We start from the raw sequence: 13759 nt of genomic DNA on the forward strand, positions 1-13759 counted from the left end.
GTCCCGGCCACCGCCGTCAGTGCCGCTGCCCTGCCCCGCTGCGTCGTTGCGCCGCGACCGCCGGGCGCGGCGAGGTCCGGCGAAATCCTATTCCGCCGCGACGAAGCCGCCGGTCTGGCGCGCCCACAGGCGCGCGTACAGGCCGCCACGGGCGACCAGTTCGGCATGGGTGCCGGTCTCGACGATGACGCCGCGGTCCATCACCACCAGACGGTCCATCCGCGCGATGGTGGAGAGCCGGTGGGCGATCGCGATCACCGTCTTGCCGGCCATCAGCTCGTCCAGGCTGTCCTGAATCGCCGCTTCCACTTCCGAATCCAGCGCCGAGGTGGCCTCGTCCAGGATCAGGATCGGCGCGTCCTTGAGCAGCACGCGCGCGATGGCGATGCGCTGGCGCTGGCCGCCGGACAGCTTGACCCCGCGCTCGCCGACCTGCGCGTCGTAGCCGCGCAGGCCTTCGCCGTCCACCAACTGCTCGATGAACTCGGCGGCGCGCGCCTTCGCCACCGCCGCGTGCAACTGCGCCTCGCTGGCGTCGGGGCGGCCGTACAGCAGGTTGTCGCGGATCGAGCGATGCAGCAGCGAGGTGTCCTGGGTGACCAGGCCGATCTGCTGGCGCAGGCTCTCCTGGGTGACGCCGGCGATGTCCTGACCGTCGATCAGGATGCGGCCCTGCTCCAGGTCGTACAGCCGCAGCAGCACGTTGACCAAGGTCGACTTGCCGGCGCCGGACGGGCCGACCAGGCCGATCTTCTCACCGGCGCGCACCTGTAGGTCGAGCCCGGCGATGACCCCGCCGCGCTTGCCGTAGTGGAAGTGAATGTGCTCGAAGTGCACCGCGCCGCGCTGCACGCGCAGCGGCACCGCGTCGGCGCGATCCTGCACCTGCGCCGGCTGCGCGATGGTTTCCATGCCGTCCTGCACCGCGCCGATGTCTTCGAACAGGCCGTTGACCGTCCACATGATCCAGCCGGACATGTTGTGGATGCGGATCACCAGGCCGGTGGCCACGGTGATCGCGCCTACGCTGATCTGGCCGCGGTTCCACAGCCACAGCGCCAGGCCGCAGGTCCCGACGATCAGGAAGCCGTTGGCGATGGCGATGGCGGTATCCATCGCCGTGGTCATGCGGGTCTGCCGGCGATGCTTGACCGCCAGTTCGTCGATCGCCTCGCGCACATAGCCCTGCTCGCGCCCGGCATGCGAGAACAACTTGAGCGTGGCGATGTTGGTGTAGCCGTCGACGATGCGACCCATTGCCTTGGAGCGCGCGTCCGAGGCGATCCAGGCGCGCTGTTTCATCCGCGGCACGAAGTAGACCATCAACCCCACGTAGACCAGCAGCCACGCGATCAGCGGCACCATCAGCCACGGGTCGGCCTGGGCGAACAGCCACAGCGCGCTGGTCGTGTAGACCAGGATGTACCACAGCGCATCGACCATCTGCACCGCCGACTCGCGCAGCGAGGTCCCGGTCTGCATCACCCGGTTGGCGATGCGCCCGGCGAAGTCGTTCTGGAAGAAGCCCAGGCTCTGCCGCACCACGTAGTTGTGCATCAACCAGCGCGCGCGGTTGCTGAGGCCGGGCACGATCGCCTGGTTCACCAGCAGGTTGTGCAGGCCGACGAAGAACGGCCGCGCCACCAGCACGATCAGCGCCATCCACAGCAGTTCGCCGGCGTGGCGCTGGAAGAAATCCGGCCCCGGCTGCTCGGCGACCATGTCGACGATGCGGCCGAGGAAATCGAACATCGCCACTTCCACCAGCGCCAGCAGCAACCCCGCCACCACCGTGGCCAGCAGCAGCGGCCACAACGGGCGCAGGTAGTGCAGATAGAAGCGCACCACCCCGCGCGGCGGCATCTGGGTCTCGACCTTCGGGAAGACCTCGATCAGGGACTCGAACCAGCGGAACATCGCGACGCCACGCTAAAAAGGGGCGTCAGGGTAGCGTATCTGGCGTCACGTCCTGTGACGCTGGGAATGGGGATTTGGGATTCGGGATTCGAGGTGAAGCCGAGATTAGGGAGTCGGGATTGGGGATTCGCAAGAGCGGCCTCCCGCCCGCATGGCGCCTATCGCTTTCTGTTGTAGGAGCGGCTTCAGCCGCGACCAGGCGTTACCGATAACGCTTGGTCGCGGCTGAAGCCGCTCCTACGAATCCCGAATCCCCACTCCCGAATCCCGGTCTCACTCCGGCGTCAACACCAGATCCTGGAAATCGAAGCTGAAATCGGTCAACGGCGAGATCGCCTGCATGCGCGCCTCGCGCACCTTGCCGTCGGGCGTCAGCGCGAAATTGACGAAGGCGTCGGCGTTGAGCGAGCGGTCGCGCCAGCGCACGATGAAGGTGTCGTGCTGCCAGTGCTCCAGGGTGCCGACCAGTTGCGCGGTCTTGCTGAACTGCAGTTCCAGGCGCTTGCCCTGCTGGCGCACCACCACGTCGCCATACCAGGGGTCGCGGTAGGTGCCGGCGTAGCCGGACAGCGGCAGCGACGGCGTGGACTTGGCGTCGCGCGCAGCCACGTGCTTGGCCCAGTCCTCGTCGGCGCTGGCGTCGGCCTTGGCCACGGCCTTGGCGTAGGCGGCGGTCCAGTCGGTCGCCGGCGCGCCCAGGTAAGCGTCCAGCACCCGCAGGGTGATGGCGTTGAAGGCGGCGCCGACCTCCTGATTGGTCAGCACGATCACGCCCAGCTTGCGCTCCGGCACCAGGGTCAGCCGCGAGACCATGCCCGGCCAGCCGCCGGTGTGCCAGACCAGCTTGGCGCCGCGATAATCGCTCAGGCTCCAGCCCTCGCCGTAGCCGGCGAAGTTCGGCTTGGCCGGCAGCAGTTCCGGCACGCTCGGCTCGGACACCGCGATCGGCGTGATCATCTGCCACATCTCCTGCTGGCGCTGGGCGCTGAACAGCTGCCGCGTCTGGCCATCGGCCGACGGCAGGCGCCCGCCGTCGAGCTGCACCTGCATCCACTTGGCCATGTCGTGCACGTTGGCGTAGATGCCGCCGGCGCCGGAATTGTTGGACCAGGTCAGCGGCGCCACCGTGCGCAACTCGCGGAAATCGAACTTGGCGTGGCCGACCGCGGCTGCATCACCGGGCTGCAGGTGGTCGCTGTTGATGCGCGCCCCGGTCATGCCCACCGGCACGAAGATGCGCTGGCGCACGAACTCGGCGTAGCTCTGCCCGGACACCTGCTCGATCAGCTTTTGGGCTACGGCATACAGGATGTTGTCGTAGGCGTAGCGGTCGCGGAAACCGCCCTTCAGCGGCACGTGCGCCAGGCGCCGCACCACTTCTTCGTTGCTGTAGCTGGTGGCCGGCCAGAACAACAGGTCGCCGGCACCGAGGCTCAGGCCGCTGCGATGGCTGAGCAGGTCGCGCACGCGCATCTCGCGGGTGACATAGGCATCGGACATCTGGAACCACGGCAGGTGATCCACCACCCGGTCCTCGAGCTTGAGCTTGCCTTCGTCGGCCAGGATCGACAGCGCCGCGGAGGTGAAGGCCTTGGTATTGGAGGCGATCGCGAACAGGGTCTGCGCATCCACCGGCTCCGGCTTGCCGAGTTCGCGCACGCCGTAGCCGCGCTCAAGCACCACCTTCCCGTCCTTGACGATGGCGATGGCGATGCCCGGCACGTCGAACTGCTTGCGCACGCGCTCCACCTGCGCATCGAGATCCTGCAAGGCCGGCGGCAACGCGGCCGGGGCCGGCGCGGGAGTTGACGACGTGGGGGCCGGCGCCTGCGCCTGCACGGTGGCGCTCACCGCCAACAACAGGCCGCAGCCCATCGAGATGCTCTTCAACTGCGTCGCTCCTGAAAGAACCAAGGGAAAGGGACCGGCCGGCGCGGGCTGCGGCGCAGGCCTAGCCACGCGGGCGTCGCCGCCGAGTGTAGGCCAGCGCGTGCGCAGGCGGCAGTGCCGCGCTTGCAGGGCCGCGTCGCAGACGGTGCGACGACGCCGCGCTGCGGCACAATCGGGTCTTCCCCCTCCGCTCGCGTACCCGCATGAACGATCTTTTCGACTCCGCCCCGGCCGCGCCGGACGGCATCCGCGTCGGCATCGGCGGCTGGACCTACGCGCCGTGGCGCGGCGGCATGTTCTATCCGCAGGGCCTGGTGCAGCGCCGCGAGCTGGAATACGCCAGCCGCCACGTCACCAGCATCGAGATCAACGGCACCTACTACGGCGCGCAGAAGCCGGACACCTATGCGCGCTGGCGCGACGAGACGCCGCCGGGTTTCCTGTTCTCGGCCAAGGCGCCCAAGCGCATCACCGCGCTGCGGCGGCTGGCCGGCGCCGGCACGCAGATCGAGGATTTCGTCGGCGGCATCGCCAGTCTCGGCGACCGCCTCGGCCCGCTGCTGTGGCAGTTCGAGCACGGCCACCGCCTGGACCTGGACGACCTGGCCGCGTTCCTGGACTTGCTGCCGCGCAAGGCCGGCGGACGCCGGCTGCGCCACGTGCTGGAAGTGCGCGACCCGGCCTGCGTCGGCCCGGAACTGCTGCAGCTGACCCGCCGGCACGGCGTGGCCACGGTGTTCACCGATTCGCCCGAGTTCCCCTCCTTCGCCGACCTGGGCACCGACTTCGTCTATGCACGGCTGATGCGCAGCCGCGCCGACGTCGCCCATGGCTACCCGCCCAAGGAGCTTCAGGCCTGGGCCGCGCACGCGCAGGCCTGGCGCCGCGGCGAGGACCCGCAGGCGCTGCCGCACGCCGACACGACCGTGGCCAAGACCACGCCGCGCGAAGTCTTCGTCTACTTCATCAGCGCCGCCAAGGAACGCAATCCCGCAGCGGCGATGGCCCTGCTGAAGATCCTCGGGTCCGCCGCACAGGCGTGACGCGCTGTGCCGCACGCACGCGACGTGCGGCACAGCGCAAGCGCGACCGCCGACGCCGCGGTCGCACGACGGCTGAACCGGGCATCGACCGCGCACACCCGGCGACACCTGGCAGTCGCCGCACTGCGGTACAACAGCGCCGGTCCGGTGCCATCGCCGGGCCGCGGCCACCGGTCGCGCCTCCACACGCGGAGCCCATCGATGCGGATCAAGCGCACGCTCGAACGTCTTCCCGGCGGCATGATGCTGGCGCCGCTGCTGCTGGGCGCCCTCTGCCACACCCTGTGGCCGCAGGCCGGCGCCTGGTTCGGCTCGTTCACCCAGGGCCTGATCGGCGGGCTGGTGCCGATCCTGGCGGTGTGGTGCTTCTGCCTGGGCGCCTCGATCCGGCTGCGCAGCGGCGGCCGCGTGCTGCGCGCCTCCGGCGTGCTGGTGCTGACCAAGATCGCGGTGGCGTGGCTGACCGCGGTGATCGCCGCGCGCCTGCTGCCGCCGGGCGGCATCGTCGCCGGCGTGTGGAGCGGCATGTCGGTGCTGGCGCTGGTCGCAGCGATGGACATGACCAATGCCGGCCTGTTCGCCGCGCTCATGCAGCAGTACGGCGGCCGCGGCGAGGCCGGCGCGATGGCGCTGATGTCGCTGGAATCCGGGCCACTGGTGACCATGCTGATCCTCGGCACTGCCGGCGTCGCCAGCTTCGAACCGCGGCTGCTGCTCGGCGCGGTGCTGCCGCTGCTGGCTGGTTTCGTGCTCGGCAATCTGGACCCGGCGCTGCGCGCCCTGTTCGCGCGGGCGGTGCCGGCGCTGATCCCGTTCTTCGCCTTCGCCCTGGGCAATACCCTGGACCTGCGCATGGTCGCCCACGCCGGCGTGGCCGGGGTCGCGCTCGGCCTGCTGGTGATCGTGGCGACCGGGATCCCGCTGCTGCTGGCCGACCGCTGGCTGGCCGGCGGTAACGGCAGCGCCGGCCTCGCCGCCTCCAGCACCGCCGGCGCCGCGGTGGCCACGCCGGCACTGGTGGCGGCAGTAGCGCCGCAGTTCCAGGCCACCGCGCCGGCCGCGACCGCGCTGGTGGCGACCTCGGTGGTGGTGACGGCGCTGCTGGTGCCGCCGCTCACCGCCGCCTATGCGCGCAGGATGGCGCGGACCACGTCGCCGTCCGCAGCGGACGCCTGATCCGCCCCCCGATCTGCGACCGTCGCGCCGTGCTTTGCGCGACAATATGCGGATGCCGATGCACCCCACCACCAAAGCCCAGCTGCAAATCCATTTCTGCGTCCTGCTGTGGGGAATCACCGCGATTCTCGGCAAGCTGATCACCCTGCCCGCGCTGCCGCTGGTGTGGTGGCGGATGCTGATGGTGGTGGCCGCGCTGGCCTTGCTGCCGCGGGTGTGGCGCGGACTGGCCGCACTGACGCCGAAACTGGCGCTGGGCTACGCCGTGGTCGGCGCCCTGGTCGGCCTGCACTGGCTGACCTTCTACGGCGCGATCAAGCTGGCCAACGCCTCGGTGGCGGCGACCTGCATCGCGCTGGCGCCGGTGTTCACCGCGGTGATCGAACCGTGGGTGGCGAAGCGGCCGTTCCGCCCCAGCGAACTGGCCTTCGGCCTGGCGGTGCTGCCGGGCGTGGCCCTGGTGGTCGGCGGCGTGCCGCACGGGATGCGCGCCGGCGTGGCGGTCGGTGCGGTGTCGGCGCTGCTGGTGGCGGCCTTCGGCTCGCTCAACAAGCGCCTGGTCGACCACGCCGATCCGCTGACCGTGACCGCGCTGGAACTGGGCGCCGGCACCCTCACCCTCACCGCGCTGGCGCCGTTGCTGCCGTTCGTGCTGCCGGCCCTGAGCGGGCCCTTGCTGGTGCTGCCCAGTCTGCACGACACAGCCCTGCTGCTGGCGCTGGCGCTGCTCTGTACGCTGCTACCGTTCGCCCTGGCCCTGGTCGCGCTGCGCCGGCTCAGCGCCTACGCGGTGCAACTGGTCACCAACCTGGAACCGGTCTACGCGATCGTGTTCGCGATCGTGCTGCTGGACGAGCAGCGCCAGCTCACCGGGCTGTTCTACCTCGGCGTGGCGGTGATCCTGGGCGCGGTGTTCCTGCATCCACTGCTGACGCGCACGCGCCCGGTGCAGCACCCGGAACTGCTGGCGACCTGCGAGGCGAAGAACGTGGTGGAGTGAGCGCTGGCGCGCTCACTCCGGGATTGGGGATTGGAGATTCGGGATTGGCCCCGTCCTGCACATTTGCGGCATGACCGCAGGCCAACGCGAAGGGCGTGGCATGCTCGACATTCCTAGCCCCTCTCCCCCCGGGAGAGGGGTTGGGGTGAGGGTACGGCGCGAAAGCGTCTGGCGGAATGTAAGTGCGCGAGGCGACGCGCCTACCCTCATCCGCTCCTGCGGGGCATCTTCTTCCAGCAGGAAGGATCCTAAGTATCGTCCCGTCGCGACGAGATAGCGCGCCTACGCCGCCAGCGACACGCAATCGCGGCCGGCGCGCTTGGCCTCGTACAGGGCCTGGTCGGCACGCTTGAGCAGGTCCTCGGCGCTCTCGCGGCCTTGCAACGTCGCCACGCCGATGCTGGCGGTGAGCGGCACGCCGAGCTGCAGCAGGCTGGTGTCCTGGCGCAGGCGCTCGCAGGTGCGCACCGCCTGCGCCGCGTCCAGGCCCGGCAGCAGCAGCGCGAACTCCTCGCCGCCGTAGCGCGCGACCACGCTGTCCGGCGGCATCCGCGTGCGCAGCATGTCGGCCAGCGCCAGCAACACCTCGTCGCCCTTGTCGTGGCCGTGCAGGTCGTTGACGCTCTTGAAGTAATCCAGGTCCAGGATCGCCACGCTGAGCGGCGCGGCGCCCCGTTGCGCCGCTTCGGCATGGGTCATCAGGGCGGTGGCGAAGGCACGACGGTTGAGCAGACCGGTCAGCGGATCGGTGCGCGCCTGCTCCAGCAGTTCGGCGTTGAGCGATTCCAGCGAGTGCTGGTACTGCAGCAACTGCTGCTCGTACCAGGCGCGTTCGCGCAGCTGCAGCGCCAGCGCATGGCTGCTGCGGCGCAGCTCGATCAGTTGCATCACCTGCCGCGACAACGCCTGCAGCGCCGCCAGTTGTTCCGGCTGCAGGGTCCGCGGACGGTTGTCGAGCACGCACACGGTGCCGACCGGCAGGCCGTCACGGGTCAGCAGCGGCGCGCCCGCGTAGAACCGCACGCCGCCCTCGGTGACCAGCGGATTGTGCTGGAAGCGCGCATCGGCGGTGGCGTCGGCGACCACCATCACCTGCTCCGGGGTCAGGATGGTATGGCCGCAGAAGGACTCGTCGCGCGCGGTGCTCAACAGGCGCACGTTGCGCTGCGCCTTCAGCCATTGACGCTCGTCGTCCACCAGCGAGATCAGCGCCGAGGGCGTGTCGCACAGCTTGGCGGCGATGTCGACCAGATCGTCGTAGGACGCTTCCGGTTCGGTATCGAGGATCTGCAACGCATGCAGCGCCTGCAGGCGCGCGGCTTCGTTGTCGGGCTTGCGGGGCTTGATCACAGGGTACCTGGCAGCGGCAATGGTGCGCGTTGCGCAGTATGGCCATATCCGCGGCGGACGCCAGTCCTGGCAGGCGCGCCACCTGTACAATTTGGCCGCGCGGCGGCGGCCAACGGCCGACACTGAGACGCCGTTACCACTCCTGGCGCTGCGGCAGCAGGCCGCGCAGTTCCTGCTCGGTGAGATTGCGCCACTGGCCCGGCTTCAGCGCGCCAATCTTGATGTTGTCGATGCGCACGCGGCGCAACTGGGTGACGCGGTAGTCGAAGGCCGCGGCCATCAACCGGATCTGCCGGTTGAGCCCCTGCTCCAGCACGATGCGGAACCCGAACTTGGCGATCCGCGCGGTGCGGCACGGCAGCGTCATCTGGTCGTGCACGCGCACGCCACGCGCCATGCCGCGCAGGAATTCGTCGGTGACCGGCTTGTTCACCGCCACCAGATATTCCTTCTGATGGCGGTTCTCGGCGCGCAGGATCTCGTTGACGATATCGCCGTTGCTGGTCATCAGGATCAGCCCCTCGGACTCCTTGTCCAGGCGCCCGATCGGGAAGATGCGCTGCTCGTGGCCGACGAAGTCGACGATGTTGCCCTTGACCGCGCTCTCGGTGGTGCAGGTCACCCCGACCGGCTTGTTCAGCGCGATGTAGACGTGGCGGCGCCCGCTCTTGGCCTTGGCGCGCGCACGCAGCGGCTGCCCGTCGACCTTGACCTCATCGCCCTCGCCCACCACCGAACCGACGCCGCCCGGCATGCCGTTGACGGTGACCCGGCGCGCGGCGATCAGCCGATCGGCCTCGCGGCGCGAGCAAAAACCGGTCTCGGCGATGTGCTTGTTGAGGCGGACTGGCATGGGGCGGGGATTCGGGATTGGGAATTAGGGATTCGCTAAAGCGGGCGATCGTGTACGGCGACGCTACGGGGAGCCAGGCAGTGCAAGGCGGCAGGCGGTGGGCGGACGCGACCGGGCTGCGGCGCGCATGCCCACGTCACGGCAGGGACGCGACCTGCCCGACGGCACGGGCGACATCAGGATCAGGGAACGCTACAACGAATCCCCAATCCCGACTCCCCACTCCCGGCCGCTCAACGCTTCGGCGGCCCCTTGCGCGGCGGGCGGTCGGCGGCGAAGCGGCCGGCCGGGCGCGGGCCGGCGGCATTGGGCTTGCCGCCGGGCTTGCCGGTACGGGCGAACTTGGGCTTGAACAGCGCGCTGCCGGCATCGTCGCCCTCGAGCTTGCGCATCTGCAGTTGCTGGCCGGACACCCAGACCTTCTTCAGGTGCGTCAGCAGCTCGCGCGGCATGTCCGCCGGCAGGTCCAGGACCGAATGATCGTCATGGATGTCGATGCGGCCGATGTACTTGCTCTCCAGCCCGGCTTCGTTGGCGATCGCGCCGACGATGTTGGCCGGCTTGACCCCGTGCTGGTGGCCGACCTCAATGCGGTAGGTCTCCATGCCCACTTCCGGCGCGCCGCGCGGCGCTTTCGGCGCCTTGTCGCGGCGCGGCGCCTCGAAGCTGCCGACGTCGCGGTGGTAATCGAAATCCTCGCCGCGCGCGGCCGGGGCCGGACGCGCCGGACGCTCGCCGTCGTCGCGGCGCGGCGCACGCGGCTCGCGCTCGAACTTCGGCTCGAAACGGGGACGTTCCGGGCGCTCGGTGCGCTCGGTGCGCTCGGTGCGTTCGCGGCGCTCGAAGCGTTCGCCTTGCGGGGCACGCGGACGGTCCGGGGCCAGCAGCAGCGGCGTATCGCCCTGCAGCAGGCGCGCCAGCGCTGCCGCCACTTCCACCATCGGCACGTTCTTCTCGGCCTCGAACTTCTGCAGCAGATCGCGGTACATGTCGATGCCACCGCTGGCGATGGTCTCGCTGATCTTCTCCATGAAGCGGGTCACGCGCTGGTCGTTGACCGCGTCGACGCTGGGCAGCTGCATTTCCTCGATCGGCTGCCGGGTGGCACGCTCGATCGCGCGCAACATGCCGCGCTCGCGCGGGCTGACGAACAGGATCGCCTCGCCGCTGCGCCCGGCACGGCCGGTGCGGCCGATGCGGTGCACGTAGCTTTCGGTGTCGTAGGGGATGTCGTAGTTCAGCACGTGGCTGATCCGCTCCACGTCCAGGCCGCGCGCGGCCACGTCGGTGGCGACCAGGACGTCGAGCTTGCCGTCCTTGAGCTGCTGGATCACCCGCTCGCGCTGCGCCTGCTGGATGTCGCCGTTGATCGCCGCCGCGGCCAGGCCGCGCGCCTGCAGCTTCTGCGCCAGTTCGTCGGTGCCGGCCTTGGTGCGCGCGAAGATGATCATCGCGTCGAACGGCTCGACCTCCAGGATCCGGGTCAGCGCGTCGAGCTTGTGCAGCCCGCTCACCGCCCAGTAGCGCTGGCGGATGTTGGCCGACGTGGTGGTCTTGGAGGCGATGATCACCTCGGCCGGGTCGTTCAGATAGGTCTGCGCAATGCGCTTGATCGCCGGCGGCATGGTCGCCGAGAACAGCGCCACCTGGCGCGAGTCGGGCAGCTTCTTCAGCACCGCCTCGACATCGTCGATGAAGCCCATGCGCAGCATCTCGTCGGCTTCGTCCAGCACCAGCGTCCTCAGTTCGGACAGGTCCAGGGTGCCGCGGTCGAGATGGTCGATGACCCGCCCGGGGGTGCCCACCACCACGTGCACGCCGCGCTTGAGCGCCGACAGCTGCTGCACGTAGGGCTGGCCGCCGTACACCGGCAGCACCTGAAAGCCGGGGATCGCCGCGGCATAGCGGTGGAACGCCTCGGCCACCTGGATCGCCAATTCGCGCGTGGGCGCCAGCACCAGCGCCTGCGGCTTGCGCTGGGCGAAATCCAGCCGCGACAGGATCGGCAGCGCGAACGCGGCGGTCTTGCCGGTGCCGGTCTGGGCCTGGCCGAGCAGGTCGCGGCCGGTCAGCAGCGCCGGGATGGTGGCGGCCTGGATCGGCGAAGGCGACTCGTAGCCGACGTCGGCGACCGCCTTCATCACAGCAGGGGAGAGGCCGAGATCTGCGAACAGCAGCGGCGCGGGGGTATCTTGGGACATGGGAGACTCCGGAGGCGCCGCAGAGAACCGGCAGGCGCAAAGAAGCCCTATTGTGCCCCGTGACGGGCCGCATGTCGAAAGCGGGTGAAGGTCGCCGTTCAGCGTGGCCGCACGCGCACTATCCCACGTACCGCTTTCGCGCGCGATTCCAGGACGCGCGGGCCACCCGCGTACGACCGCCATGACACCCAGCCGACCGAAACACTGGGCGTTTTGCCCGCGAATGACCGACAATGGGCGCCGATTTCCGAGCAACCCCCAATGCAGACCATCGATCTCCAGCTAGAAAGCGACTACGTGGAACTCAAGCACCTGTTGAAACTGACCGGCCTGTGCGACAGCGGCGGCGCGGCCAAGGCCGTGATCAGCGAAGGCCAGGTGCGCGTGGATGGCGAGGTCGAACTGCGCAAGGCCTGCAAGGTGCGCGCGGGCCAGGTGGTACAACTGGGCGACGTGCAGGTGCAGGTGCTCGGCAAGGTATGACCGCCATCGGCAAACCCGGCCTGCCATGCGCCGGCCGGCGGCGCCGGACAGCGCGGATCGCCAAACGATGCTGATCACGCTCGGCATCCGCAACATCGCGCCGTCCGCGGAAGATCCGCACCACGACGTGTACATCGTGCAGCTCGACCCCGACGCAGCGCAGCCGTTCCGCCTGGGGCAGTCCATCCGCGGCGGCCACGCGGAGCGCGGCGGTTCCATCTCCCTGGCGCTGGACGAACTGGAGGCCTGGACCGGCGACTGGCGCCAGCACCTGCGCCACGCCGGCTGCGCCTGGGCCATCGCGCCGATCGAAGCGGCGCAGCGCAGCGGCGACCTGCAGAGCGCCCTCGCCCAACTCGCCGCCGGTGCGGCGCAACGACGTTCAACCTGAGGTCGCTGACCCAGGATGCTTGTCTTCCGCCCACTGCAGCAGGCTTTTTGTAATCCCCCGTAGGAGCGGCTTCAGCCGAGACCGGGCTTTCCTGATAAAGCCTGTCGCGGCTGAAGCCGCTCCTACGAGAAAGCGCACAACAGGCTCAGCCGTGACCCGAGGCCCGGCGACAACGCCACGCCGCACGCCACACCGCCTGCGCCGACGCGTCCCTCCTCTCTCGCCGCATGCCTGAACTCAACGCGCCATGGCCGCCACGCGCTGGGTCAGGTGCGCGGCGATCGCGCGCTTGAACGGCGCGACCCGGTCGGCCACGCGCAGCGCGGCGCTGCGCAGGGCACGCGCCGGCAGGCGGTCGTCGGTGTACAGCGCGGCGATCGCGTTGGTCGCCTCGTACAGCGGCCGCGTGGCCAGCCGGTGCCCGCGCTGGTAGCCGGCCAGCAGGTCGGGCGCGGCGATGTCGCCGCCACGCGCCACCGCCGCGTGCAGCGCGCGCGCCAGCCGCGCCTGGCTCTGCAGGCCGAAGTTGAACCCATGCGCGGTCACTGGATGCATGCCCACCGCGGCGTCGCCGATCAAGGCATAGCGCTCGGCCACGAAGCGCTGCGCGTACACCGCCACCAGCGGATAGGCCTGCGGCCGCACCAGCGGCGTCATGTCGCCCAGGCGGTGCTCGAAGCAGGCGCCGATCTCCGCCCCCAGCTCTGCCTCGTCCATCTGCAGCAGGGCCTGCGCGCGCTCTGGCGGCAGGGTCAGCACCGCCGAGGCCTCGTTGCCGTGCAACGGCAACAGCGCCATGGTGCGGCCGTAGCCGAACCACTCCCAGGCGGTCTGATGGTGCGGGCGCTCGTGGCGCACGCGGCACACCAGCATGGTGCGGCCGAAATCGCGCAGCTGCGCGCCGATCCCGCTCATGCGCCGGGTGCTGGAGAAGCGGCTGTCGGCCGCCACCACCAGGCGCGCGGCCACGCTGCACCCGTCGGAAAGCTGCAATTGCGCCTGGCGCGCGTCGCGGCGCAGCGCCTGCACCGAGACCCCGTCGAGCAGGGTCAGGCCGGGCTGGTCCTGCACCGCGGCGAACGCGGCGCGGCGGATCAGGTGATTGGGCACCAGCCAGCCGAGATCGCCATGGCCGCCCTCGCCCGCGGCGAAGGTCAGCGCGAACGGCGAGGAGCCGTTCATCACCCGCGCATCGCGCAGCGGCGCAATCGCCTGCGGGTCGATCCGCGCCCACAGGCCCAACTGTTCCAGCAATGCCCGCGAAGCATGGGTCAGGGCGATTTCGCGGCCATCGAAGGCGGCCTCGGCCAGCGCCGCGCGCGGCTGCGGCTCGATCAGCGCCAGCGACAGGCCGCTGCCGGCCAGCGAGCGGGCGAAGCACAGGCCGGCAGGGCCGGCACCGACGATGGCGATATCCACTTGCATGCGACGACTCCGTGATCGGACCCGACCAGG

Annotated in this window: 11 protein-coding genes; 5 read left to right on the forward strand and 6 right to left on the reverse strand. The window is 70.0% G+C overall.

Features of this window, described 5'->3' with window-relative positions; all coding sequences use genetic code 11:
- Window positions 1–87: 87 nt before the first annotated feature.
- Window positions 88–1917, reverse strand: coding sequence for an ABC transporter ATP-binding protein (locus tag QN245_RS13025; protein ID WP_184448620.1), 1830 nt, complete (start codon window positions 1915–1917; stop codon window positions 88–90).
- A gap of 273 nt (window positions 1918–2190) precedes the next feature.
- A complete protein-coding gene (locus QN245_RS13030) occupies window positions 2191–3807 on the reverse strand; it encodes a serine hydrolase (protein ID WP_317843365.1) in 1617 nt (538 codons plus the stop codon).
- A 203-nt stretch (window positions 3808–4010) separates the two neighbouring features.
- Here QN245_RS13030 and QN245_RS13035 point away from each other — a divergent pair, with 203 nt between their 5' ends.
- The 3 genes from QN245_RS13035 to QN245_RS13045 all read left to right on the forward strand — a co-directional run bounded on the left by QN245_RS13035 (window position 4011) and on the right by QN245_RS13045 (window position 7026).
- Window positions 4011–4850 carry a DUF72 domain-containing protein gene (locus QN245_RS13035; RefSeq protein ID WP_317843366.1) on the forward strand — a complete coding sequence of 280 codons (840 nt, stop codon included), beginning with the start codon at window positions 4011–4013 and terminating at the stop codon, window positions 4848–4850.
- A gap of 201 nt (window positions 4851–5051) precedes the next feature.
- Window positions 5052–6026 (forward strand): 2-keto-3-deoxygluconate permease, encoded by a 975-nt coding sequence (locus tag QN245_RS13040; protein WP_317843367.1) that lies wholly within the window; start codon window positions 5052–5054, stop codon window positions 6024–6026.
- A 52-nt stretch (window positions 6027–6078) separates the two neighbouring features.
- A complete protein-coding gene (locus QN245_RS13045) occupies window positions 6079–7026 on the forward strand; it encodes a DMT family transporter (protein WP_017916225.1) in 948 nt (315 codons plus the stop codon).
- 282 nt (window positions 7027–7308) lie between these two features.
- On the opposite strand, the gene QN245_RS13050 is transcribed toward QN245_RS13045, so the two are convergent.
- From QN245_RS13050 to QN245_RS13060, 3 genes are all read right to left on the reverse strand, one after another.
- Complete coding sequence (locus tag QN245_RS13050; RefSeq protein ID WP_184448624.1) at window positions 7309–8376, reverse strand: GGDEF domain-containing protein; 1068 nt, start codon at window positions 8374–8376, stop codon at window positions 7309–7311.
- A gap of 133 nt (window positions 8377–8509) precedes the next feature.
- Window positions 8510–9229, reverse strand: a complete 720-nt coding sequence (locus QN245_RS13055) for a pseudouridine synthase (protein ID WP_184448625.1) — start codon at window positions 9227–9229, stop codon at window positions 8510–8512.
- Window positions 9230–9462: 233 nt separating this feature from the next.
- Entirely contained in the window at window positions 9463–11430 is a 1968-nt protein-coding gene (locus QN245_RS13060; RefSeq protein ID WP_317843368.1) for a DEAD/DEAH box helicase, read from the reverse strand.
- A gap of 261 nt (window positions 11431–11691) precedes the next feature.
- Between QN245_RS13060 and QN245_RS13065 the strand changes: the two genes are divergently transcribed.
- Together QN245_RS13065 and QN245_RS13070 are read left to right on the forward strand one after the other, a co-directional pair.
- Complete coding sequence (locus QN245_RS13065; protein ID WP_160961478.1) at window positions 11692–11913, forward strand: RNA-binding S4 domain-containing protein; 222 nt, start codon at window positions 11692–11694, stop codon at window positions 11911–11913.
- A gap of 67 nt (window positions 11914–11980) precedes the next feature.
- Window positions 11981–12304 carry a hypothetical protein gene (locus QN245_RS13070; RefSeq protein WP_160969679.1) on the forward strand — a complete coding sequence of 108 codons (324 nt, stop codon included), beginning with the start codon at window positions 11981–11983 and terminating at the stop codon, window positions 12302–12304.
- 237 nt (window positions 12305–12541) lie between these two features.
- Here QN245_RS13070 and ubiM read toward each other — a convergent pair whose 3' ends face one another.
- Entirely contained in the window at window positions 12542–13729 is a 1188-nt protein-coding gene (gene ubiM, locus QN245_RS13075; protein WP_317843369.1) for a 5-demethoxyubiquinol-8 5-hydroxylase UbiM, read from the reverse strand.
- Window positions 13730–13759: the final 30 nt, after the last annotated feature.

Origin of the sequence: Xanthomonas rydalmerensis, assembly GCF_033170385.1 — a bacterium.
GTDB classification, from domain to species: Bacteria; Pseudomonadota; Gammaproteobacteria; order Xanthomonadales; family Xanthomonadaceae; genus Xanthomonas_A; species Xanthomonas_A rydalmerensis.